Here is a 23,608-nt window from a genome sequence, read left to right as displayed (position 1 = left end):
CATGCGTGAATACCTCCAGTTCTTCATCGACGGTGTCTGGGGCGACCCGGAACAGCCCGCCACCCTCGACGTCGACAACCCGCGGACCGAGCAGGTGTCGGGCCGGATCGCCCTCGGATCGCCCGCCGATGTGGACAAGGCCGTGCGGGCCGCCCGGGCCGCGTTCCCGGCCTGGTCGGCGACCAGCCGCGAGGATCGGCTGGCCGTGCTGGGCGCCATCATGGCCGAATACCAGAAGCGGATGGGCGACCTCGCCGACGCGGTCGGTGAGGAGATGGGTGCCCCGCCCGGGCTGGCCGGCGGCCCCCAGGTCAACCTCGGTCTTGGTCACCTCGCCGCGGCGATCGAGGCGCTGACCCATTTCGAGTTCGAATCCGATCGCGGCGCCACCCGCGTGATCAAGGAGCCGATCGGGGTGTGCGGGCTCATCACGCCCTGGAACTGGCCGCTGAACCAGATCGCGGCCAAGGTGTATCCGGCGCTGGCAGCGGGCTGCACGATGGTGCTCAAACCGTCCGAGGTGGCTCCCTACTCCGGCCAGATCTTCACCGAGATCATCGGCGCCGCAGGCATTCCCGCGGGTGTCTACAACATGGTCTTCGGCGACGGTCCCGGTGTCGGTGCGGCGATCTCCAGCCACCCGGATATCGACATGGTGTCGTTCACTGGGTCCACCCGCGCCGGTATCGAGGTCGCCCGCAACGCCGCACCCACCGTCAAACGGGTGAGCCAGGAACTCGGCGGCAAAAGCCCGAACATCGTGCTCGACGATGACGCCTTCGCCAAGGGGGTGGCCGCCGGCGTCTCGGCGATGATGCTCAACAGCGGCCAGAGCTGTAACGCACCGTCGCGGATGCTGGTGCCCAATTCCCGCATGGACGAGGCGATTGCGATCGCCGGTGAGGTCGGCGCGGCGGTCACCGTCGGCGATCTGGAGGACAAGACGGCCATCGGGCCGGTCGCTTCCAAGGTGCAGTTCGACAAGATCCAGGGCCTGATCCAGCAGGGAATCGACGCGGGAGCCGATCTGGTCGTCGGTGGCACCGGGCGCCCCGACGGGCTGGACACCGGCTACTACGTGCGACCCACGGTGTTCGCGAATGTCACCAACGACATGGTGATTGCCCGCGAGGAGATCTTCGGCCCGGTGCTCTGCATCCTGGGCTACGACGATCTCGATCAGGCCATCGAGATCGCCAACGACACCGATTACGGTCTGGCCGGCTATGTCTGGGCCGGTGACATCGAGAAGGCCCGCGCGGTCGCCCGCCGGATCCGCGCCGGCTCGGTGGCCATCAACCACGCCTTCGACATCGCCGCACCGTTCGGCGGGTACAAATCCAGTGGAAACGGCCGCGAATGGGGCGATTTCGGCTTCCACGAATATCTGGAGGTCAAGGCCGCCCTCGGATACTCGCGCTAGGCCCTCAGTCCCGGGCGAACGCCGTGTCCACCACGGCCCGGGTGTCCGGGTCCCCGGCCCCGGTGCTGAAGTCGAGGACCACCTCGTCGAACGCGCCACCGGTGAAGGGGAACGGTGAGCGGTAGCGGGCCGATACCGAGTGGGTGACACTGCGGCCCGCGCAGGTCCGTTGCATGAGGTCCAACCCGGTCATCCGGACCGCGCCTGCCGCACCCACCACCCGGTCATCGATCGTCATCGTGACATCGCCGAGCATGTCGAGGGTGCCCTCGACGGGCCCGGTGCGGCGGAAGCTGACCTCGAATGTGTGTCGCCCCTCTGTGATCGGTTCGTCGGCCACGACGGTGTGCTCGGCACCCGCGTTACTGCACACGTACTGCAGCAGGCCGTCGCTGATGAACAGGGACTGCCCGGATGAGCGGCTGCCCTGCGAGAACAGCACCCCTTCGGCGTCGGTGCGCTCCACCGTCACCGGGACCCGCAACGTGAACGACCGGCCTCGGACCAACCCGCGGAACCCGGTGTTGCCTGCGGGTGCACCCGAATAGAAGGACGCGCTCGTGGGCGTCTCGCCGACCTCGTCGGCGGCCAGCATCACGATCTCCATGACGCTCAAGTCGGCCAGCGGATAGGCGTGATGCTCCAACGCCTTTTCGTGCCACAACTGCTTCAGATCGGCAAGTTTGTCCGGCTGTTCGGCGGCCAGGTCGTGGCATTGGCTGCGGTCGGTGGCGATGTGGAACAACTCCCAACGGTCCCGGTCGAATGCCGACCAGCCCTTCGGTCCACTCGCGGTCGGCGGGTGCACCGTGCCGGCGAACCAGCCGTCGTGCCAGATTCCGCGAGTGCCCAGCATGGTGTAGAACTGGGTGTTCTTTCCCGTCTCGGCGTCCGGGTCATCCAGCGCTGCAGCGAAACTCGTTCCCTCCAGTGGGGTTTGGGCGATCCCGCGGGCGGTCTGCACCTCACCGAGGCCGAGCAGCTCGTACACCGTCGGCGTGACATCGCTGACGTGCACGTACTGCTCACGCACCGCACCACGTGCTGACAGCCCGGCCGGCCAGGAGACCACGCAGGGATCAGCGATACCGCCCTCGTGTGAGGCATAGCGTTTGTACATCTTGTAGGGCGTGTTGAATGCCATCGCCCAACCGTTCGAGTAGTTCAGCTGCGTTGCCGGGCCGCCGAGCTCGTCGAACATCCGCAGACCGTTGCGGGTGGTGTCGCCGCCGCCGAACATCGGCAGGACCTCATCGAGGGCGCCGTTCGGCCCGCCCTCACCGCTGGCGCCGTTGTCGGACATGATCACCACGATGGTGTTGTCGAGCTGCCCGGTGGCTTCCAGGTAATCCACCACGCGCCCGATCTGCGCGTCGGTGTAGGAGAGGAATCCGGCGAACACCTCGGCCATCCGGCACGACACCCGCCGGTCCTCCTCGGACAACGAGTCCCAGGGCCGGACGTTCTCGTCCTGCGGCCACGGCAAGCCGTCCGGGCTGACCGCGTCGGCGTACGGATTCATCGGGGACAGTTCGGTGTCCGCCGGGAGCAGGCCGAGTTCCTGCTGCCTGGCCAGCACGATCTCCCGGTAGCGTTCGTAGCCCATATCGAACCGACCCCGGTACCTGTCGGCCCACTCGGGGGCGACCTGATGCGGCGAGTGGCCCGCGCCGGGGCACAGGTACATGAACCACGGTTTGTCGGGTGCGACGGCACGGTGATCGCGCAGGAAACCGATGGCGTTGTCCGCGAGATCTCTTGACAGGTGGTAACCCTGCTCGGGGGTGGCGGGTGGGTCGATGAGCTCGTTGTCGCGAACCAGGCTGGGATACCACTGGTCGGTCATCCCGTCGAGGAAACCGTAGAAGCGGTCGAATCCGCGGCCCAACGGCCAGTAGCGCCGTGACCCCGCGGCGTGGCAGTCCTCAAGCGGTGCCAGGTGCCACTTTCCGACGGCGTAGGTGGACCAGCCGCGTTCGCCGAGAACCTCGGACACCAGCGCGGATTCCGCCGGGATGCGGCCGTGGTGTCCGGGGTAGCCGCGGGCCATGTTGAGCACCGAGGCCACCCCGACGCTCGTCGGGTTGCGGCCGGTCAGCAGGGCCGCCCGGGTGGGTGAACACAAAGCGGTGGTGTGGAACTGGGTCAGCCGCACACCGCGATCGGCGATCCGGTTGATGGTGGGCATCTCCACCAGTCCGCCATAACAGTCCCAGGTGGCGATGCCGATGTCGTCCCACAGCAGATACAGCACATTGGGTGCTCCCGGAGGCGCGGTGGTGCCGCGGTACGGCGCCCAGTCGGGAGTGGATTCCCTGATGTCGGTCGAGACGCTGCCCTGAAAGCCCACGGATTCCACCATGCTCCCGTCTAGATTGCCGCCCCCGGGTTCAGTATGCCCGCCGGGTCGAGTGCGGTCTTGATCTTGCGGTTCAGTTCCATCGCCTCGGGGCCCAGATAGCCTGCGAGCCAGGGCTTCTTGAGCCGTCCGACACCGTGCTCGCCGGTGATGGTGCCGCCCAACGACACCGCCAGATCCATGATCTCGCCGAACGCGACGTCCGCGCGCCGCGCCATATCGACGTCGGCGGGATCGAAGACGATCAACGGGTGGGTGTTGCCGTCACCGGCATGGGCGATCACCGAGATCAGCAGATCATGATGCGCGGCGATCTTCTCGATCCCGGCCACCAGTGCGGCCAGTGCCGGCAGCGGCACCCCGACATCCTCCAGCAGTAGTGACCCCTTGGCCTCGACCGCGGGAATCGCGTAGCGGCGCGCCACCACGAACGCCTCGCCCTCGGCCGGGTCGGAGGTCGAAAACACCTCCGTGGCACCGGCTTCGGTGAACACAGCCGCCATGAATTCGGCGTCCTCGGCTCCGGCGGGCCCGCGGTCGTCGGAGGCCGCGACCATCATGGCGGCCGCGCTGCGGTCCAGGCCCATCTTCAGTTTGTCCTCGACGGCGTTGATGGCCACCGAGTCCATGAACTCCAGCATGGACGGCCGGATACGGGCGGTCACGGCAACCACCGCTTCAAAGGCGGCCTGCACCGAGTCGAACGTGGCGACCACGGTGCACGGTGTGTGCTGCGGAGGCAACAGCCGCAACGTCACCTCGGTGATCACCCCGAGGGTGCCCTCGCTGCCGACGAACAGCTTCGTCAGACTCAGTCCCGCAACATCTTTGAGCCGCGGCCCGCCCAGACGAACGGCGGTGCCATCGGCCAGCACGACCTGCAGGCCCAGCACGTAATCGGTGGTGACGCCGTACTTGACGCAGCACAGCCCGCCGGCGTTGGTGGCGATGTTGCCGCCGATGCTGCAGATTTCGAAGGACGACGGGTCCGGCGGGTACCACAGGCCGTATTCGGCGACCGCCGCCTTGACCTCGGCGTTGAGCAGACCCGGCTGGGCGACGGCGGTGCGGGTCGCCGGGTCGACGGCGATATCGCGCATCCGCTCGGTCGACAGCATGATCGCACCGTCCAGGGCGGTCGCGCCGCCGGACAGACCGGTGCCCGCCCCGCGCGGCACCACGGCGATCCCGTTGGCGGTGGCCCAGCGCAGCACCGCCTGCACCTCTTCGGTGCGCCTGGGACGCACCACGGCCAGCGCAGTACCGGCGTCGGGGTCGGCGGCGCGGTCGTGGCGGTAGGACGCGACGATATCGGGGTCGGTGACGACGCTGCCGTCGGGGAGAGCGGCCACCAGGTCTTCCAGCGCGGAACTCACGGCCGCCAGTCTAGGGCTGACGGTCTCGGTCCAGGTCGCGCAGCGAAGGCAGCCCGATGGCCACCACGCCGAGCACCAGCATCGGCAACGCCAACGCCAGGAAGGTCGTCTGCAACCCCGCCGAGTCGGCGAGCGGACCGGCGAGCACCAGACCGAGCGGACCCGCCGCGTAGGCCAGCGAGCCCATCACGCCGACCACCCGGCCGCGCAGATGGGCCGGGGCGTTGGTCTGCATGACGTAGTTGTAGATCGGCTGGATCGGCCCGTAGACGAAGCCGACCACCGCCGAGAGCGACAGGATCACCGGCAACGGCGGCAGGAACGCGATGATCGTCATCACCACCCCGAGGGTGATGACAGCGATGAGCATGGTGACGCGGCGCTTGACGAATTTGGCCAGCACCGCATAACTCAGTGCCCCGATGAGGCCTCCGATGGACAGCGCCATCAGCACCCAGCCCAGCTGCGCCGGCTCGTTGCGGTCGGTGAAGTACTTGGGGAACAGCACCGCTTCCATCGGCATGTAGAGCCCGGTAACGGTCAGATCGATGATCGCCAGGGTGCGCAGCACCTTGAGGTTCCACACGAACTTCAGGCCCTCGACGACACCGGCCCACACCCGGTCGGGCAGCGCACTGCGGTCCGGCTTTCCGGCGCCCTCCAGTTTCAGCACCGAGATGGCCGCGATGGAACAGCCGAAGGCGGCCGCGGTCACCCACATGGTCTCGATACCGCCTAGGGTGGCGATGAGCATGCCGCCGATACCGGGCCCGACGATATAGGCCAGGTTGAAGACGGCTTCGTAGACGCTGTTGGCGTGATCCAGCGTCCAGCCGGCGCGGTTCGCGGCCTCGGGAAGCATGGTTTCCCGGGCGGTCATACCGGCCGGATCGAACGCCGCACCCAGCGCCGCCAGCCCGGCCAGCACCGCGACGTTGATGGCGTCGACCCCGAAGATCAACGCCACCACCGGGACGGCGGCCACCGACAGCGCCGACAGCAGATCGGAGATCATCGAGACCCGTCGGCGGCCGATGTAGTCCACCGCGGCACCGGCGATCACCGTGGACACCAGCAGCGGCAGGGTGCCCGCCATCGCCACGATGGACGCCTCGACGGCAGAACCGTTGCGTTGCAGCACCAGCCACGGGAACGCGATCATCGAGATACCGTTGCCGGCGCCGGCCATGAGGGCGGCGAACAGGATCAGGAACGCCGGACCGCGGCTGCGAGTGTTCATCTTCTATCGCGGCGAATCTAGCAGCGGGATCGCCCGCACGGCCATCGAATTTCTCGCCACGGGTGCAGGATGGACGGGTGCCTGTGGGACAGCCGGGGGAGCGCGGGCTCCCACACCCGCGGACCGGGCGGCGATTTCCGTCACCGGTGCCGCCCGGGTCGGGGTGGCCCGGCGATCCGGCCCGCCCGGACACCCCGGTGGCCCATGATGCGGCCGAGGTGGCCGGCCTGGCGGCCCGGCTGGGCACCGTCGCCGAGTTGGACGCCGAGACCAGCGTGTGCCGGGCCTGCCCGCGCCTGGTCGCCTGGCGCGAGGAGGTGGCGGTCACCAAACGACGGGCGTTCGCCGAGGAGCCGTACTGGGGGCGTCCGGTGCCCGGGTGGGGAGCCCGCCGGCCGAAGGTGCTGATCGTCGGGCTGGCACCGGCCGCACACGGCGCCAACCGCACCGGCCGGGTGTTCACCGGGGACCGGTCCGGGGATCAGTTGTTCGCCTCGCTGCACCGGGCCGGTCTGGTGAACTCGCCGCTGAGCGTGGATGCCGCGGACGGATTGCGCGCCAACGGGGTTCGGATCGTGGCGCCGGTCCGGTGCGCCCCGCCGGCGAACAAGCCGACCCCGGCCGAGCGGGCCACCTGCGCGCCCTGGCTGCAGGCCGAATGGCAGCTGGTGTCCCAGCACGTGCGGGTCGTGGTGGCCCTCGGGGGGTTCGCCTGGCAGGTGGTGCTCGGCATGCTGGCCGATCAGCTTGCCGGGCAACCGAAGCCGGTGTTCGGCCATGCGGTGCAGTACCCGTTGGCCTCGGGGACGAGCCTGCTGGGCTGCTATCACCCCAGTCAGCAGAACATGTTCACCGGCCGGCTCACTCCGGCGATGCTCGACGATGTCTTCACCCTGGCCCGGCGACTTGTGCACGATTCGTCACGCTCAGCGTCACAAATGGTGCACAAATCGACGGGCGGGGGAACGAAGCGGAGCGGGTCGGCGTTGCACGAGTAATGCGTCTTTCCGTTCTCGACCTCGTCCCGGTCCGCAGCGATCAGAGCACCTCAGATGCGCTGGCGGCGACCGTGCGACTGGCTCAGACCGCCGACCACCTCGGATACACCCGCTACTGGGTGGCCGAACACCACAACATGGCCTCGGTCGCCGCCACCAGCCCCCCGGTGGTGCTGGCCTACCTGGCCGCTCAGACCGCCCATATCCGGCTCGGTTCGGGCGGGGTGATGCTGCCCAACCACGCGCCGCTGGCCGTCGCCGAGCAGTTCGCCCTGCTGGAGGCCGCCGCCCCCGGCCGTATCGACCTGGGCATCGGCCGGGCGCCGGGGTCGGATCCGGTGACGTCGATGGCGCTGCGCGGTGCGCGCGCCCAGAACGACGAGGACATCGAACGCTTCCCGGAGTACCTCGACCATGTCGCGGCGCTGATGAGCACCCGCGGCGCCCGGGTCGAACTGTCCCGGGGCATGCTGGCCCAGCAGGACTATGTCCTCAAGGCCACCCCGGCCGCGCTCGGCGAGCCCCGGCTGTGGCTGTTGGGATCGTCGATGTACTCGGCGCACCTGGCCGCGGCCAAGGGCCTGCCCTACGTGTTCGCCAACCACTTCTCCGGGCAGGGGACCGCCGAGGCGCTGGCCGCCTACCGTGCCGAGTTCCGGCCCAGCGAGCTGCTGGCCGAACCCAGCACGTTCATGACGATCAACGCCTCGGTGGCCGACACCCGCGACGAGGCGCTGCGGCTGTTGTTGCCGAACCTGCAGATGATGGCCCGGCTGCGGACGGGGCGCACCCTGGGCCCGCTCGATATCGTCGAGGACGCCGAAGCGGCGCAGCTCTCCGCCCAGGAACAGCTGATCGTCGACTCGGGGCTGGCCCGCACCGTGGTCGGTGACCCGGCCGAGGCGGCCGAGGCGATCCGTTCGGTGGCAGCGCAGTTCGACGTCGACGAGGTGATGGTCGCACCCGTCGCCTCGGCGTTCCGCGGCACCGATGCGCGCACCGCGCCGGGCCGTGAGCTGACGCTGGAACTGCTCGCCAAGGAACTTCTCTAGGGCGAGAGCACCACCACCGGAATCGGTCGGCTGGTGCGCTTCTGATAGCCGATGTAGCGGTCCTTGTTACCGCGCATGTCGTTGACGATCCGCCACAGGCGCGCAAAGTCGGGATCGTCGGGGAACACCGCCCGGGCGGTCACCGGGAACCGCTTGGGGCCGACGTTGATCTCGACCTGCGGGTTGGCCTTGAGATTGTGGTACCAGCCCGGCGCCTTGGGTTCACCACCCTTGGAGGCCACCACCAGGTAGTCGGCGCCGTCGCGGGCGTAGGTCAGCGAGTTCGCGCGTTCCAGCCCGGTCTTGGCGCCCACGGTGTGCAGGATGAGCGCCGGCGGACCGAAGGGGATGGTGTGCCCGATCCGCCCGTCGGTCGCCTTGTAGAGCTTGTCGTGCAACAGCAGCATCGGGAGGCCGAGATAACGCTCCCACGGTGGCATACCCATGAGCTCAATCCTGCGCGGCTTCGTCGAGTTGCGCCAGTGCCGCCCGGAGCAGCCGTCCGGATTCCTCCCGATCGGCGTCGCGGCGCAGCAGCATGCCCTTGGCGAAGGACAGCTTGTCGCCGTGGTGCCGGGGAACGACGTGTAGGTGGATGTGGAACACGCTCTGAAACGCCGCTTTGCCGTCGTTGATGGCGATGTTGTTGCCGTCGGCGTGCAGGCCCGACACCCGGGCGGCCTGCGCGACGCGCTGCCCGAGCACGGCCATCGCCGCGAGGGTCGCCGGCGGCGTGTCGGTCAGATCCACCGTGTGTTGTTTGGGCAGGACCAGGGTGTGCCCGCGGGTGAACGGCCGGATATCGAGGATTGCGAGCAGATCCTCGTCCTCGTGGATCCGGATGGCGGGGGCCTCACCGGCGACGATGGCGCAGAACACGCAGGACATGTCGCCACCGTAGCCGGTGCGCGCCGAACCGCTATGGGCTGCGTGCGGCCGGGGATGATCTAAGTGGTCAGCGCGGTCCGCCAGTGCGCGAGTTTGTCGGCGAACCGCATGGTGTGCGCGGGGCTTGTCGAGGGCAGCCGGATGCTGGGAACTCTGGCGGCGTCCCGAACAAGCCTGCGGTAGTTGGCTTCGGCCGCGGCTCCGTTGAACAACAGCAGATCGATCTGTGGATGATCTCGCAGGAACGCGCCGAAATCGTTGGGCACCATGCTGTCCCGCTCCACCGCGGAGTCCAGGCTGCCGGCGCGACGGCAGGATCGCAGCACGTCCCACACCGCGATCCGGTGTCCGACAAGTGCGCGGACCCGCTGTTCGTACGGCGCGGCTGCGTCGAATCCGAGGATGTCCGCGGTGATCTGCCAGAAGGCGTTGCGCGGGTTGCCGTAGTACTGGCCTGAGGCCAACGACAGCACGCTCGGCATATTGCCCAGGATCAGGGTGTGCGGCGATCCTCCCGCGACCGCCGGCAATCCGTGCAGCAGCTCTCCGGGCATGACCCGATGATGCCCGCCGCCGGTATAGGTTGGCCACGTGGGTGCGGACTTCGATCTTGAGTCATCCGGGTTGCTCGACGGGTTGGAGGGCCAGGCCAGGGCCGAGCGTGCCGAACTCATACCGTGGCTTCTCGACCACGGTGTGACCGTCGATCAGATCCGGGAATCCTATGCGCCGGTGATGCTGGCGTCGCGCCGCATGCTCGGCGACGACGGTGACTACGTGTCGGCGCGGGAGATCTGCGAGAGCACGGGGATCGATCTCGAGTTGTTGCGGCGTGTCCAGCGGGTGCTCGGGCTGCCCACGGTGGACGATCCCGACGAGCCGGCGCATCTGCGGGTTGACGGTGAGATCGCCAGGTATGCAAAGCATTTCGTCGACGCAGGTATTGACGTGGACAATATGGTGATGGTGGTGCGTGCCCTGGCCGACGGCTTGTCCAAGACCGCGGAGGCAATGCGGTTCACCTCCATGTCGGCGGTGATGGCGCCCGGGGTCACCGAACTGGAGGTGGCGGCTGCCTCCGAAGCGCTGCTGCGGCACGTGGGTCCACTGCTGGGGCCGATGATCCAGGACATGCTGCGCCTGGAATTGCGGCGCACGATGGAAACCGAGGCGGTGACGGCGGGGGAGCGGGCCGAGGGTCTGCCGTTGCCCGGTGCCCGCCCGGTGGCGGTGGCGTTCGCGGACCTGGTGGGTTTCACCCGATTGGGGGAGGCGGTCCCGCCCGAGGAACTCGAGGGACTGGCGAATCGTCTGGTGGAGTTCACCCACGAGGTGGTTGCTCCGCCGGTGCGGTTCATCAAATCGATCGGCGACGCGGTCATGCTGGTCAGCCCCGACCCGGTGCCGCTGCTGACCGCGATGCTGGCCCTGCTGGATGCCGCCACCGTCGACGACGAGTTCCCCAGGCTGCGGGTGGGTCTGGCGTCGGGGATGGCGGTCAGCCGTGGCGGCGACTGGTTCGGCAGCCCGGTCAATCTGGCCAGCAGGGTCACCGGCGCGGCCCGCCCGGGAGCGCTGCTGGTCACCGAGGCGGTGCGCGACGCGGTGGGCGATGACGCCGGTGTGGAGTGGTCGTTCGCCGGCGCCAAGCGGCTGAAGAACATCAAGGACGACGTGAAGCTGTTCCGGGCGCGCGCGCCGAAGTAGAGAACCGCCGCAGCCGCAGGCTGTTCGTCACCACGAATACCGAACTGAAGGCCATTGCGGCGCCGGCGATCAGCGGATTGAGCAGCCCCGCGGCCGCCAACGGCAGCGCGGCGATGTTGTAGGCGAACGCCCAGAACAGATTGCCCTTGATGGTGCGCAGCGTTGCCCGTGACAACCGGATCGCGTCGACGGCGGCGCGCAGATCCCCTCGCACCAACGTCAGATCCGATGCCTCGATGGCGACATCGGTGCCGGTCCCCATGGCCAGCCCCAGATCGGACTGTGCCAGTGCCGCAGCGTCGTTGACACCGTCGCCGACCATCGCGACCACCCGGCCATCGGCCTGTAGACGTTTGATCTCGTCGACCTTGCCCGCGGGCAGCACCTCGGCGACCACGCGCTCGATGCCCAGTTTTGCCGCCACCGATTCGGCGGCCCGGCGGTTGTCGCCGGTCAGCAACACAGGTGTGAGCCCGAGCGCCCGGAACCCCGAAACAGCCTCGGCGGCAGTGTCCTTGATGGTGTCCGCGACGACCACCACGGCCCGGATCTTTCCGTCGGCGGCGAACCAGATCGGCGTGTGGCCCTGCTCGGCGGCCGCATCGGCGGCGCGGGTCAGCATCTCCGCGGGCGTCAGTGACCATTCGTCGCGCAGCCAGCTCAGCCGGCCGGCGGCGGTCGCCACGGCGTCCACCACGCCGGTCACGCCGAGGCCACCGTGATTCTCGAAATCGGTGACGACCGGCAGCGGCCCGCGTTCAGCGGCGTGGCCCGCGATGGCGCGGGCGATCGGATGCTCGGAGCCGTTCTCCAGTGCGCCGACCAATCTCAGGACGTCTTCGGGCTGTTCGCCGTCGGCGACGTGCACGGCCACCACCGACATGCGTCCGGTCGTGACGGTCCCGGTCTTGTCGAGCACCACGGTGTCGACCCGCCGGGTCGACTCGAGTACCTGGGGTCCCTTGATCAGGATGCCCAGCTGCGCGCCGCGCCCGGTGCCGACCAGCAGCGCGGTCGGCGTGGCCAGGCCCAGTGCGCAGGGGCACGCGATGATCAGGACGGCGACGGCGGCGGTGAACGCCGCAGCGACCGATCCGTCACCGAAGATCAACCAGCCCACCAGGGTCAGCAGCGACAGCGCCATGACGATCGGCACGAAGATCGCCGAGACACGGTCGGCGAGGCGCTGCACCTCTGCTTTGCCGCTCTGGGCCTCGGAGACCAGGCGGGCCATCTGGGCGAGCTGGGTGTCGGATCCGATGTGGGTCGCGCGGACCTCGAGGCGTCCGCCCACGTTCACGGTCGCGCCGACGACGTTGTCGCCGTCGGATACCTCGACGGGCACCGGTTCCCCGGTGAGCATCGACGCGTCGACGGCGGAGGTGCCCGCGGTGATGACTCCGTCGGTGGCGATCTTCTCGCCGGGGCGCACCACGAAGACGTCACCGACCGCGAGTTGGCTGATCGGAATGCGGATTTCACCGCCGCCGCGCAGTACCGCGACGTCCTTGGCGCCCATGTGCAGCAGTGCCCGCAGGGCGGCACCGGACTGACGTTTGGCACGGGCCTCGAAGTAGCGCCCGGCGAGCAGGAAGGTCGTCACCGCCGCGGCGACCTCCAGGTAGAGGTGCGGCTCGGAACTGGTGGAGATCAGCTCGAACGGCATCTTCATCCCGGGCATGCCGGCGTGGGTGAAGAACAACGCCCACACCGACCATGCGTAGGCGGCGATCACACCCACCGAGATGAGGGTGTCCATCGTGGCCGCGCCGTGGCGCAGGTTCGTCCAGGCGGCCGTGTGGAACGGCCAGGCCCCCCACACCACCACCGGTGAGGCCAGCGTGAATGCCAGCCACTGCCAGTTGCTGAACTGCAGCACCGGGACCATCGACAGGACGACGACCGGAAGGGCCAGTGCCGCCGAGATCAGCAGCCGTTGACGCCAGGGCGCCGACTCGTCGCGCTCCTCGGATTCGGCGGGCGCGGTGTCATTCTCGGGCGGCAGCGCCGCGGTGTAACCGGTCGCTTCGACCGCGGCCACCAGTTCCTCCGGTGAGACGCTGTCGGGGAAATCCACCCGGGCCTGCTCGGTGGCGAAGTTCACGCTGGCCTGCACACCGTCGATGCGGTTGAGTCGCTTCTCGATTCGCGCCGCGCAGGACGCGCAGGTCATGCCGCCGACGTCGAGCGTCAGGGTGCTCATGCTGAGAGGGCGGGACTCACGTCGTAGCCGCTGTCCTCGATCGCGGCGGTGACGGCACCGACATCGGCGGTGCCGTCCACGGTGACCGTGCCGCCGGCCAGGTCGACATCGACCGACGTCACACCGGCCAACGGGGTGACCGCGGCGGTGATCGCCGACACGCAGTGGCCACAACTCATACCTTGGACCTCAAGAACGATGCTCATGCCCATCATGATATACCGGTAGGGGGTATGGGTAAACAGGTTCGTTCTGCGAGGAGGAACACATCATGATGCGCACACCGGCGAAGGCGATCGCGGCGGCCGCGGTCTCCGCGCTGCTGCTGGCCGGCTGTACCGATCAGCCGGCGCAGACCAGCGGGGACGGTCACACCGAGCATGACCACGGGACCAGCCACAGTGGCAGCGGCGCCGACCCTGGGCCGGCTGCCGAGGGCTCGTCGGCGCACAACGGCGAGGACGTCATGTTCGCCCAGCACATGATCCCGCACCACAGCCAGGCGGTGGAGATGACCGACATCCTGCTGGCCAAGGATGACGTCGACGCACGCGTGATCGAACTCGCCAAGGAGATCAAGGCCGCGCAGGCTCCCGAGATCGAGCAGATGCAGGGCTGGCTGGCCAGTTGGGGTAATCCGCCGATGCCGGCGATGGATCACGGCGCGATGGAAGGGATGGTGGCGCCCGCCGATATCGAGAAGTTGAAGGCAGCGCCCGGCCCCGAAGCCACCAGACTGTTCCTGGACCAGATGATCGGTCACCACGAGGGCGCGATCACCATGGCGCAGGGCGTGATCGACGGCGGTCGGTTCGAGCCGGCCAAGACCATGGCGCGCGCCATCATCGACAGCCAGCAGCACGAGATCGACGAGATGAAGTCGATTCTCGACTCGCTCTAGGCGCTACTGCACGGGGTAGGTGATGCCCTCCGAGGGCTGCACGATCACGAACCCCTGACCGTGGAAGGCGACCTGCACCGCCTCGCCGGACCCGCGACCGATCAGCGCGCCCGCCTTGAAGCTGGTCTTGAGCTGGGTCTGCAGGTTCGCCGACCACGCCACCACCGCATTGGTGTCGGCGAACGTCGGCGCCTCCGCGGCATTGAGCACCACCGGCGGTCCGTCGGTGGTCAGGGCGACCCAGCCGCTGCCGCGCAGCGTGGTGTTGAACAGTCCGCCGGTGGCGATGCTGCCGCCCTTGACCCGCTCGATGTTCCAGTCCAGGCTCGCCGAGAAGGCCAGCACGTTCTTGCCGCTGATGGACAGACCCGAGTTGGTCAGCTGCAGCAGGTGCACGTAATTGGCCTGTTCGGCGAGGAAGACATCGCCCTGGCCCTGGCAGCGCATCAGCGGCAGGCCCTCGCCGGTCAGCGCCTTTTTCAGGAATTTGCCTGCGCCGCCGCCCTCGAAGGCGAAATCCACATTGCCTTGATAGGCGACCATCGAGCCCTGGCGCGCCATGAACGGCTCGCCGAGTCGGACCCGGAGCAGCCGCTCGTTCTGCAGGGCGATCGCCGTGGATTCCTTCTCACTGAACCGCCCGTCGATCAGGTCGCCGCTGATCCCGGCGAAGCCGTCGCCCTGGTGCTGGGGCTGCGGGGCCTGAGGTTCATGGTGCTGGGCGGCCTGCGGGGCGCCCTGGTGTTCGTGCTGCTGGGCGGCCTGCGCGGGCGGCGCGCCCAGCGGCGCGGTGTGCACCTGCCCCTGGTGGGACACCTGGTCCGTCCAGTTCTGGCCGTCATACCAGCGGTACTCGAAGCGGCCCTCGGGGTCGCGCAACCATTGACCACTCACCGTGCACTCCTCAATTTGTCACCGATTCGACGCGTACAGGATCACTTTAGGCTGGCATTGTGGGAGATATGGCAGGTGACGAGATCGACCGGGTGCGGGCCAAGAGCGCGCTGGCAGTGGTCAAAGAGCATCCGGGGATGGTGCTGTTCCTGGCCTCGCCGGCGATCATCGCGGTGGCCGCGGTCTGGTGGCTGGCCGGTGCCGGCTGGGCGGGGCTGTTGTTGGTGGCGCTGGTGCTGGGCGGCGGCGCGGCCCTGCTCAAAAAGCGGTAGTCGGCGCTCGACAGGGCGTTCGCCGTGTGAGAACACTGCGCCCCTCGTAGGTGTAACGGTGTAATCGTGTAATCATGAGACATCATCAGCATGGGCGGCGCGGCTCCACCGACGCCGTCACCGATGCCGCTGACTGGTTCGCCGGGCGCCTGCCCGACGGCTGGTTCGCCGGTGATCCGACCGTCGTGGTCGATCGCGAAGAAATCACGGTGATCGGGCAGCTACCCGAAGCCGACAGCGACGAAAGCACGGCCCGCGCATCCGGACGGGTCGCCAAGTTCCGGGAGGACACCCGCGGCGAGCGCATGCGCATCGCCGACGAGGCGCAGGACAGGTTCGGCCGCAAGGTCTCGTGGGGCGTACAGGTCGGGGAGGAACGCACGTTGTTCACCCATATCGCCGTCCCGGTGATGACCAGGCTCAAACAACCGGAGCGGCAGGTGCTCGACACCCTGGTCGATGCCGGGGTGGCCCGGTCCCGCTCGGATGCCCTGGCGTGGTCGGTGAAATTGGTCGGCGAGCACACCGAGGAGTGGCTCGCAAAACTGCGCGAGGCCATGACCGCGGTCGACGACGTCCGCGCCGAGGGGCCGAACCTGCAGTGATTTCGGCGTGATCGGCTGCGCTCACCGCAGCCGATCACGCCGAACTCGCTCGAGGTTGACGCGGGCACCGCCCAGCGCCGAGGTCTGCGACAACGGATCCAGCGCCGCGCCGTCGACCAGCAGATTGCGATTGACGCCGTAGGTCTGCGGTGGTGCGCCCGAGCGCGGGTCGAAAACGCGGGAACCCCAACCGTGTTCCATCATCACCAGGCCGCGGCGGGGCCGGTCGGACAGTGCCGCGATGATGTCCACCGAGCCGACCGCCGATGTCACCCGCACGGTGTCGCCATCGCCGATGTCGAGTGCGGCCGCGTCGTCGGGATGGACGAACACGACATTGCGTTTTCCCGACGGGTGCAGGCCGGGAAGTTCGTTGAGCCACGAGTTCATCCCATGACGGTTACGCCGATTGCCCAGCAGGAAGGGGAATTCCGGGCAGGTCTGCGGGGCGGCGTCCGCCAGCAGGTCACGGGTGCGCGCGACGAACTCCGCCGGCGCGACGTGAACCTTGTTGTCCGGGGTGCGCAGCGCGGCCCGGAAATGCCCGAACTCGCGAGGCCCCAGCACCAGGCCGTGCGGGTTGTCGCGCAGGTCGCGCCATTTCAGCTTGCGGCCGTTGACCTTTCGCGATGTCGCGATCATCAACCGGTTGATCCACTGCGGACCGAACGCCAGGCCGGGACGGCCGGTGACGGCCGCGGCGCGCCGGCTGGACCGGATGAAAGCGTTGAGGCCGCGGGCACCGAACAGCGGCCGCTTCATGGCCAACGCCAGGTCGACGAAGATCCGCCACTCCTCGCGCGCCTGCGGCGGCGGGACGACGGCCCGCGCGCCGAACTGGACGAACGGCTCGTCATGCATGCTGCTGGTGAACGCCAGTAGGTCCTCGCGCTCCAGCCAGTGCACCGCGGGCAGCAGCCAATGCGCATGCCGATGGCTCTCGCGTTGCACGAAATCGATGGCCACCAAAAGATCCAGCCGTTGCAGGGCGTCGTCGAGTCGGGCACCGTCGGGGCCGGATATCACCGGGTTCCCGGAGTTGATCACCAGCGCGCGGAGCTGGCCGGGCCCGGCCGTCAGGATTTCATCGGGCAGTTCGGCCAGCGCGTGCGCGCCGGCGACCATCTCACGCCCGGCGACCCGGCTGCGGTGCGGTGCGGTCTCGGCCAGACCGGCCAGTCGCAGCGTGTCGACATAACCGGGTTCGAACCGGCGGCCCCCGGGCCGATCCATCCGTCCGGTGATGACGTTGAGCACATGACCCAACCACTCGGCGACGGTCCCGGTCTCCTGTAGGGAGACCCCCGTCCGGGTGATCGCCATCGCGCCGGGTGCGGTGGCGAAATCCCTTGCCAACTGCTCGATCTCATCGCGAGGGATATCGCAGCGGCCGGCCAGATCGGCGACATCGCACGCGGCCACCAGCGCACGGATCTCCGGCAGGCCGGTGGCCAGGTCGGCGCAGTCACCGGCATGTTCCAGGCGAGCGTCCAGGATGACCTTGACCATCGCCAGTAGCAGTGCCCAGTCCTGGCCCGGATGCACGGCCAGATGGGCATCGGCCTTGTCGGCGGACTCGGTACGCACCGGGTCGACCACCACGATCCGCGCGCCGCGCCGCTGACGGTCCAGTGCGCGGCGCCACCCGCCGGGCGCGGATTCCAGCCAATTCCAGGCGCTGACAGCCGGGTTCGCGCCGACCAGCAGGAAGAAGTCGCAGTTGTCGATATCGGAGACCGGCACCATCAGTGGCGATCCGTACATCGCCTGCGCGACCACGTGCACGGCGTTCTGGTCCACCGACCCGACGGCATAGCGGTTGCGGGTGCCGACCGCGTCCAGCCAGCCGTTCATGAACACCAGGTTCGACGACGAGTAGCCGGCCGGGTTGCCGTAGTAGGCGCCCACCGCGTCCGGTCCGTCGGCGTCGATCACACGGTTCATCCGGTCGGCGATATCGCGCAATGCCTCGTCCCACGAGGCCTCGACGTAGCGGTCGCCGACCCGCCGCATCGGTGCCACGATGCGGCGCGGATGCTCGACCACCTCTGCCGCGGTGCGACCCTTCGCGCAGAAATCGTGCCAGCTGTGTGGGTTCAGTTTGTCCGCCGCGATCTTGCGGACCCGGTTGTCCTCGACGGTGACCTCCACACCGCACGACGCCAGGCAGTACCGGCAAAAGGTGTGCACGGTCGTCGTGGATTCGGGACCGGCCATATCTCCATACTGCCCAACGGGTTCCGGCGCTGTCCGGGGATTGGAATTGAGCAGGGTGCTCAAAGCTCCGCTATTCCCCGTCGCTCCGCTGCGCCGCGCTGGCCCCGACCGTCATGGCCCAGTACTCGCCGTGGCGTTCCAGTAGTTCCGCGTGGGTGCCCCGCTCCACGATCCGCCCGGCCTCCATCACCAGGATCTGATCGGCGTCGCGGATGGTGGACAACCGGTGCGCGATGATGAAACTGGTTCTGTCCCGCCGCAATTCGGCCATCGCCTGCTGGATCAACAGTTCGGTGCGGGTGTCCACCGAGCTCGTCGCCTCGTCCAGGATCAGCAGCGCCGGGCGGGCCAGCACCGCGCGCGCGATCGTGATCAGCTGTTTCTCGCCCGCGCTGATGGCGCCACCGTCATCACCGACCCGGGTGTCGTACCCGTCGGGCAAGGTCTGCACAAACCGCTCGACGTGCGCGGTGCGGGCGGCCTCGTGCACCTCGTCGGGTGTGGCGTCGGGGCGACCGTAGGCGATGTTGTCGTAGATGGTGCCGCCGAACAACCAGGTGTCCTGCAGCACCATGCCGATCCGGGCGCGCAGCACCTGGCGGGGCAGCGACGCGATATCCACCCCGTCGATCGTGATCCGGCCCGCGTCGATGTCGTAGAAGCGCATCAGCAGGTTCACCAGCGTGGTCTTGCCCGCACCGGTCGGGCCGACGATCGCCACCGTCGACCCGGGCTCGGCGATCAGCGACAGATCCTCGATCACCGGGGTGTCGGGCAGGTAGCCGAACGAGACGTGCTCGAACTCCACGCGGCCCGCCCCGGCGGCGACTGCGGCGGCGACGGGCTCGGCCGATTCCTCGGTCGCGTCGAGCAGATCGAAAATGCGCTCCGCGCTGGCGATCCCGGACTGCAGCGAGTTGTACATCGACGCCACCTGAGTCAGCGGCTGGTTGAACTGGCGGACATACTGGATGAACGCCTGGATGCTGCCCAGCGTGATCTGGCCGGTGGCGACCTGGATGCCGCCGACGACCGCGACCGCCACGTAGCTGAGGTTGCCGATGAACGTGGTGGCCGGCGAGACCAGCCCGGACAGGAACTGCGCGCCCAGGCTGGCCCGGTACACCTCGCCGTTGAGTTCGGTGAACCGTTCGGCCGCCGCGGATCGGTGACCGTAGGTCTTCACCACGGTGAATCCGCTGTAGGTCTCCTCGATGTGGGCGTTGAGCCGGCCGGTGTTGGTCCACTGCGCCACGAACAGCTTCTGTGAGCGACGGGCGATGGTGCGGGTCGCCAGCAGCGACAGCGGCACCGTCAGCACCGTGATCAAGGCCAGCAGCGGCGATATCGTCAGCATCATCGCCAGCACCGCGACCACGGTGATCAGCGAGGTCAGCAGCTGGCTGATCGTCATGGCCAGCGAGGACTGCACATTGTCGACATCGTTGGTGACGCGGCTGAGCAGTTCGCCGCGCTGCCGGCCGTCGACGTAGGACAGCGGTAACCGGTGCACCTTGTGCTCGATCTCGGTGCGCAACGCGGCCATGGTCCGCTGCACCACCACGTTGAGGATGCGGGCCTGCCACCAGACCAGCAGCGCGGCAACCAGATACAGGCTCAGCGCCAGAAACAGCGTGTGCGCGACGGCGGTGAAGTCGACGCCCCGACCGGGCACCACGTTCATGCCGGAGAGCAGATCGGCGAACGTGCCGTCACCGCGGGCCCTGGCCTCCTCGATGGCCTGATCCTTGCTCAGTCCGGCGGGTAACTCGCGCCCGATCACGCCGTTGAACAACAAGTCGGTGGCGTGGCCGAGGATGCGCGGGCCGATGACGCCGATCGCGATACCGCCCACGGCGAGCGCGATCACCAGTGCGGTCAGACGGCGTTGCGGGGCCAGTCGTTTCAGCAGCCGGACCGCCGAACCCGTGAAATCGCGGGACCGTGCCGCGGGTGGTTCCGCCACGCCGCGGATCGGGCGGGTCACGCCCGCACCGTCTGTGAGTCCACGAATTCCGCGTAGGTGGGGCAGTCGGTGAGCAGCGATGCATGGGTACCCGCGCCGACCACCCGGCCGTCGTCGATGACGATCACCTGATCGGCCTGTGCCACCGTCGAGATCCGCTGCGAGACGATGATCACCGTCGCCGCCGCGGACACCTCGCGAAGCGCGGCGCGCACCTTGGCGTCGGTGTGCACGTCCAGCGCCGAGAACGCGTCGTCGAACAGGTACACCGCCGGTCGCCGGATCACCGCACGGGCGATGGCGAGTCGCTGGCGCTGACCTCCGGAGAAGTTGATCCCGCCCTGCGCCACGCGCATCTGCAGACCGTCCGGGTGTGCGCGCACGAAATCATCGGCGGCCGCTGCCCGCAGCGCGTCCCACATTTCCTCCTCGGTGGCCGCGGCCTTGCCGTAGTGCAGGTTGTCGGCGACGGTGCCGGAGAACAGGTATCCGCGCTGGGGCACCAACCCGATTGTCGCCCAGAGATCTTCGGGATCGAAGGCGCGCACGTCGACGTCGTCGAGACGGATGCTTCCCGCCGTGACGTCATAGAGCCTGCTGATCAGGGAGATCAGGGTGGACTTGCCCGAACCGGTGCTCCCGACGATCGCCGTCACGGTGCCGGGGGCGGCGGTGAACGAAACGTCCTGCACCACGGCGCGATCGGCGCCCGGATAGCTGAAGGTGGCGCCGGCCAGGCGCAGCCGCCCGGTCACGGGGGCGGGCGCGGGGTCGTCCGGGGCGGTGATCTCCGGTGCGGTGGACAGCACCTCGGTGATCCGTTCGGCGCACGCCGACGCGCGCGGCAGCAGCACGACCAGGAAGGTGGCCAGCAGCACCGCGTACAGGATCTGCATGAAGTACGCCAGGAACGCGATCAGTGAACCCACCTGCATCTGGCCGGCGTCGATGCGCTGCCCGCCGAACCAGATGAGGGCGACGCTGGAGATGTTGATGACCAGCGTCGTCACCGGCAGCATCAGCGCCTGCCAGCGTCCGGCACTCAGCGCGGTGTCGGCGAGCGCACGATTGGCCTCGTCGAACCGGCTCCGTTCCAGGGGTTCGCGCGCGAACGCCCGGATCACCCGGATGCCGGAAAGCTGTTCGCGCATCACCCGGTTGATGTTGTCGATGACGCGTTGCATGGTGCGGAAGATCGGCATCAGCCGCGACACCAGCCACCCGTTGGCCAGCGCCAGGATCGGCACGCTGATCAGCAGCAGCCAGGACAGCCCGGCGTCCTGGTGGATGGCCATCGCGATACCGCCCACCCCCATGATCGGCGCGGTGATGAGCATGGTGCTCGTCATCTGAACCAGCAACTGGATCTGCTGAACGTCGTTCGTGGTCCGGGTCAGCAATGTCGGCGTCCCGAACCGGGCGGTCTCCACGGCCGAGAAGCCGAGCACATGGGAGAACATCGCCGTCCGCAGATCGCGGCCGAAACCCATACTGGCCCGCGACCCGAAGAACACCGCCCCGACCGCGCACACCACCTGCAGTGCCGTCACGCCCAGCATCACCAGGCCGAGGTGGACGATCCGCGTCGTGTCGCCCACCGCGACACCCTCGTCGATGATCGCGGCGTTGACCGTCGGCAGGTACAGCGAGGCCAGGGTGCTGATCACCTGCAGGCCCGCGACCACGGAGAGCAACCCGCGATACGGCTGCACGTAGCGGCGCAGCAGGGCGAGCAACATCTGGCTACTGTTGCACATCCACCTGCCGAACCCGGTGCGGGACCGGGACACGAAAAGGCAGGTCAGTCGCTATGTCAACGGTTCCGTGCCGGGCGGCCGCTACAGTGCATGTCGTGACCCCCAGAAGCGGCCATTCTATTCCCCGAGGCCGGCTCACCCGCACGGCGAAGATGCTGGTAGCCGCCGCTGCGGTGCTCCCCGTGGTGGCCGCGTGTTCCGGCTCCGAGGACCCGAGCACGCCGTCGGTGCCGCCGAGCACCGAGTCGTCGGCGGCCGCCCAGCACGGGCCGGACTTCCCCGAATGCGGCGGCATCACCGACCAGACCGTCTCGCAGCTGACCGAGGTCGTCGGACTGGTGAACACGGCGCGGACCTCGGTGGGCTGCCAGTGGCTGGCCGGGGGCGGCATCGTCGGCCCGCACTTCTCCTTCACCCACTTCCGGGGCAGCCCGATCGGGCGCGAACGCAAGACCGAGGAATTGTCCCGCGCCAGCGTGGAGGACATCAACATCGAGGGTCACGACGGTTTCATCGCCATCGGTGAAGACCTGGTGCTCGGGCCCAGCCTGTGTGAGATCGGTATCCAGTTCGACGACGACTTCATCGAATGGTCGGTCAGCTTCGCCCAGAAGCCCTATCCGGACGCCTGCGAAGTCGCCAAGGAACTCACCCGCCAGTCGATTGTGAACGCCAAATGATGAGCCGCACCGTGAAACGTCCGCTGACCGTGGTGATCGCGCTGCTGGCCGCGCTGACCATGGTGATCGGTGTGCAGGGCTGCTCCCGCGCGGTCGACGGGGCGGCGATCAAGGCCGGTTCGGGAGCCGGGCCGCGCAACAACGACTCCGAGAAGACCTACCCCAACCTGCTCAAGGAATGCGACGTCCTGACCGAGGACATCCTGGCCGAGACCGTGGGCGCCGACCCGCTGGACATCCAGAGCACGTTCGTCGGTGCGGTGTGCCGCTGGCAGGCCGCCAACCCGGCCGGGCTGATCGACATCACCAGGTTCTGGTTCGAACTCGGTGACCTGGAGAACGAGCGCCAGGCCGCGCAGGCGATGAACTTCCCGATCGAGGATCGCCGGGTCGCCGGTGTGCAGTCGATCGTGATGAGGAACCCGGCCGCCAACGGTGCCTGCGGGGTGGCCAGCGATGCCAGCGGTGTCGTCGGCTGGTGGGTCAATCCGCAGGCCCCCGGCATCGACGCCTGCGCGATGGCCATCAAGCTCATGGAGCTGACGCTCGCCACCAACTCCTAGTCAGCGAGGGACGTGGAACCCGGCCAGTAACGCGCCGCCGAGCTCGAGCTCACGCCACGGCGTCGGGACCCGCAGCAGCGCCAGCGCCGACGTCGGGTACTTCGACTCGATCTCGGCGACCACGGCGGCATCGCTGCGGTCATCGGCCAGGGCGAGCGCCAGCCCAGACATCACCGGCTCGTGTCCGATCACCAGCAGCGTCTGCACGTCATCGGTGACGCCGTTGATCTCGGCGAGGACGATGCCCGGGGTCGCGTCGTAGATCCGGTCGACGAAGCTGACCGGCGCCTCGATCCCGGTCCGCTCCAGGGTCTGTCGGGTGCGGGTCGCCGTCGAGCACAACACCGCGTCGATCGGCGGCGCCTCGGCGCGCAGCCACTCACCGGCGAGCCCGGCCTCCCGGATCCCGCGCGGGGCCAGCGGGCGGCCGTGGTCGGCTACGCCGCTCGGGTAGTCGGACTTGGCGTGACGCAGCAGCAGAAGCGTTCTCATGTCGATGAGGCTAGG

Annotated in this window: 22 protein-coding genes; 9 read left to right on the top strand and 13 right to left on the bottom strand. The window is 68.4% G+C overall.

The features are described from left to right. Position 1 precedes the first annotated feature (1 nt). Positions 2 to 1,423 (top strand): aldehyde dehydrogenase family protein, encoded by a 1,422-nt coding sequence (locus C6A86_RS20935; protein WP_105366782.1) that lies wholly within the window; start codon positions 2 to 4, stop codon positions 1,421 to 1,423. A gap of 4 nt (positions 1,424 to 1,427) precedes the next feature. On the opposite strand, the gene C6A86_RS20930 is transcribed toward C6A86_RS20935, so the two are convergent. From C6A86_RS20930 to C6A86_RS20920, 3 genes are read right to left on the bottom strand one after another with little or no spacing between them, the layout of a single operon-like run. Continuing rightward, entirely contained in the window at positions 1,428 to 3,785 is a 2,358-nt protein-coding gene (locus C6A86_RS20930; RefSeq protein WP_105366781.1) for an arylsulfatase, read from the bottom strand. A gap of 8 nt (positions 3,786 to 3,793) precedes the next feature. Further along, positions 3,794 to 5,158: an FAD-binding oxidoreductase gene (locus C6A86_RS20925; protein WP_199196478.1), complete on the bottom strand. Its 1,365-nt coding sequence runs from the start codon at positions 5,156 to 5,158 to the stop codon at positions 3,794 to 3,796. Between the two features lie 10 nt (positions 5,159 to 5,168). After that, a complete protein-coding gene (locus C6A86_RS20920; protein WP_105366779.1) occupies positions 5,169 to 6,398 on the bottom strand; it encodes an MFS transporter in 1,230 nt (409 codons plus the stop codon). 83 nt (positions 6,399 to 6,481) lie between these two features. Between C6A86_RS20920 and C6A86_RS20915 the strand changes: the two genes are divergently transcribed. Together C6A86_RS20915 and C6A86_RS20910 are read left to right on the top strand one after the other, a co-directional pair. Beyond that, positions 6,482 to 7,396 carry a uracil-DNA glycosylase gene (locus tag C6A86_RS20915; RefSeq protein ID WP_105366778.1) on the top strand — a complete coding sequence of 305 codons (915 nt, stop codon included), beginning with the start codon at positions 6,482 to 6,484 and terminating at the stop codon, positions 7,394 to 7,396. After that, on the top strand, positions 7,396 to 8,448 hold the full coding sequence (locus C6A86_RS20910) for an LLM class flavin-dependent oxidoreductase (protein WP_105366777.1): 1,053 nt from the start codon (positions 7,396 to 7,398) through the stop codon (positions 8,446 to 8,448). The genes C6A86_RS20915 and C6A86_RS20910 overlap by 1 nt, the downstream gene beginning before the upstream one ends. On the opposite strand, the gene C6A86_RS20905 is transcribed toward C6A86_RS20910, so the two are convergent. The 3 genes from C6A86_RS20905 to C6A86_RS20895 are packed head-to-tail and all read right to left on the bottom strand — an operon-like array spanning position 8,445 to position 9,890. Beyond that, a complete protein-coding gene (locus C6A86_RS20905) occupies positions 8,445 to 8,894 on the bottom strand; it encodes a nitroreductase family deazaflavin-dependent oxidoreductase (protein WP_199196477.1) in 450 nt (149 codons plus the stop codon). The genes C6A86_RS20910 and C6A86_RS20905 overlap by 4 nt on opposite strands. Positions 8,895 to 8,898: 4 nt before the next feature. After that, the gene (locus tag C6A86_RS20900) at positions 8,899 to 9,336 is read right to left on the bottom strand and encodes an HIT family protein (protein WP_105366776.1); all 438 of its coding nucleotides are present in this window, start codon (positions 9,334 to 9,336) and stop codon (positions 8,899 to 8,901) included. Positions 9,337 to 9,395: 59 nt separating this feature from the next. Beyond that, complete coding sequence (locus C6A86_RS20895) at positions 9,396 to 9,890, bottom strand: DNA-deoxyinosine glycosylase (RefSeq protein WP_105366775.1); 495 nt, start codon at positions 9,888 to 9,890, stop codon at positions 9,396 to 9,398. 37 nt (positions 9,891 to 9,927) lie between these two features. Between C6A86_RS20895 and C6A86_RS20890 the strand changes: the two genes are divergently transcribed. Then, positions 9,928 to 11,043 (top strand): adenylate/guanylate cyclase domain-containing protein, encoded by a 1,116-nt coding sequence (locus C6A86_RS20890; protein WP_105366774.1) that lies wholly within the window; start codon positions 9,928 to 9,930, stop codon positions 11,041 to 11,043. Here the strand turns inward: C6A86_RS20890 and C6A86_RS20885 are convergent. Beyond that, positions 11,000 to 13,246 carry a cation-translocating P-type ATPase gene (locus C6A86_RS20885; RefSeq protein WP_105366773.1) on the bottom strand — a complete coding sequence of 749 codons (2,247 nt, stop codon included), beginning with the start codon at positions 13,244 to 13,246 and terminating at the stop codon, positions 11,000 to 11,002. The genes C6A86_RS20890 and C6A86_RS20885 overlap by 44 nt on opposite strands. Further along, the gene (locus C6A86_RS20880) at positions 13,243 to 13,452 is read right to left on the bottom strand and encodes a cation transporter (RefSeq protein WP_105366814.1); all 210 of its coding nucleotides are present in this window, start codon (positions 13,450 to 13,452) and stop codon (positions 13,243 to 13,245) included. Before C6A86_RS20880 ends, C6A86_RS20885 begins: the two co-directional genes overlap by 4 nt. Before the next feature lie 65 nt (positions 13,453 to 13,517). On the opposite strand from C6A86_RS20880, the gene C6A86_RS20875 reads away from it, so the two are divergent. Then, a complete protein-coding gene (locus C6A86_RS20875; protein ID WP_105366772.1) occupies positions 13,518 to 14,147 on the top strand; it encodes a DUF305 domain-containing protein in 630 nt (209 codons plus the stop codon). A 3-nt stretch (positions 14,148 to 14,150) separates the two neighbouring features. On the opposite strand, the gene C6A86_RS20870 is transcribed toward C6A86_RS20875, so the two are convergent. After that, positions 14,151 to 15,041, bottom strand: a complete 891-nt coding sequence (locus C6A86_RS20870) for an AIM24 family protein (RefSeq protein ID WP_105366771.1) — start codon at positions 15,039 to 15,041, stop codon at positions 14,151 to 14,153. A 68-nt stretch (positions 15,042 to 15,109) separates the two neighbouring features. On the opposite strand from C6A86_RS20870, the gene C6A86_RS20865 reads away from it, so the two are divergent. After that, complete coding sequence (locus C6A86_RS20865; protein ID WP_105366813.1) at positions 15,110 to 15,313, top strand: hypothetical protein; 204 nt, start codon at positions 15,110 to 15,112, stop codon at positions 15,311 to 15,313. 74 nt (positions 15,314 to 15,387) lie between these two features. Continuing rightward, a complete protein-coding gene (locus tag C6A86_RS20860) occupies positions 15,388 to 15,918 on the top strand; it encodes a hypothetical protein (protein WP_105366770.1) in 531 nt (176 codons plus the stop codon). Between the two features lie 21 nt (positions 15,919 to 15,939). Here the strand turns inward: C6A86_RS20860 and C6A86_RS20855 are convergent, their stop codons facing one another. From C6A86_RS20855 to C6A86_RS20845, 3 genes are all read right to left on the bottom strand, one after another. Then, the gene (locus tag C6A86_RS20855) at positions 15,940 to 18,135 is read right to left on the bottom strand and encodes a molybdopterin-dependent oxidoreductase (protein WP_105366769.1); all 2,196 of its coding nucleotides are present in this window, start codon (positions 18,133 to 18,135) and stop codon (positions 15,940 to 15,942) included. Positions 18,136 to 18,205: 70 nt separating this feature from the next. Further along, on the bottom strand, positions 18,206 to 20,122 hold the full coding sequence (locus tag C6A86_RS20850) for an ABC transporter ATP-binding protein (protein ID WP_105366768.1): 1,917 nt from the start codon (positions 20,120 to 20,122) through the stop codon (positions 18,206 to 18,208). Next, positions 20,119 to 21,840 carry an ABC transporter ATP-binding protein gene (locus C6A86_RS20845; RefSeq protein WP_105366767.1) on the bottom strand — a complete coding sequence of 574 codons (1,722 nt, stop codon included), beginning with the start codon at positions 21,838 to 21,840 and terminating at the stop codon, positions 20,119 to 20,121. Before C6A86_RS20845 ends, C6A86_RS20850 begins: the two co-directional genes overlap by 4 nt. Before the next feature lie 170 nt (positions 21,841 to 22,010). Between C6A86_RS20845 and C6A86_RS20840 the strand changes: the two genes are divergently transcribed. Continuing rightward, a complete protein-coding gene (locus tag C6A86_RS20840; RefSeq protein WP_105366766.1) occupies positions 22,011 to 22,538 on the top strand; it encodes a DUF3558 domain-containing protein in 528 nt (175 codons plus the stop codon). After that, positions 22,538 to 23,101, top strand: coding sequence for a DUF3558 domain-containing protein (locus C6A86_RS20835; protein ID WP_105366765.1), 564 nt, complete (start codon positions 22,538 to 22,540; stop codon positions 23,099 to 23,101). The genes C6A86_RS20840 and C6A86_RS20835 overlap by 1 nt, the downstream gene beginning before the upstream one ends. Here the strand turns inward: C6A86_RS20835 and C6A86_RS20830 are convergent, their stop codons facing one another. After that, positions 23,102 to 23,593, bottom strand: coding sequence for a histidine phosphatase family protein (locus C6A86_RS20830; RefSeq protein WP_105366764.1), 492 nt, complete (start codon positions 23,591 to 23,593; stop codon positions 23,102 to 23,104). Positions 23,594 to 23,608: the final 15 nt, after the last annotated feature.

Source organism: Mycobacterium sp. ITM-2016-00316 (genome assembly GCF_002968335.2).
Lineage (GTDB): Bacteria > Actinomycetota > Actinomycetes > Mycobacteriales > Mycobacteriaceae > Mycobacterium.
Note: the sequence above shows the minus strand (reverse complement) of the source record. Positions and strands in the feature narration are given on the sequence as shown.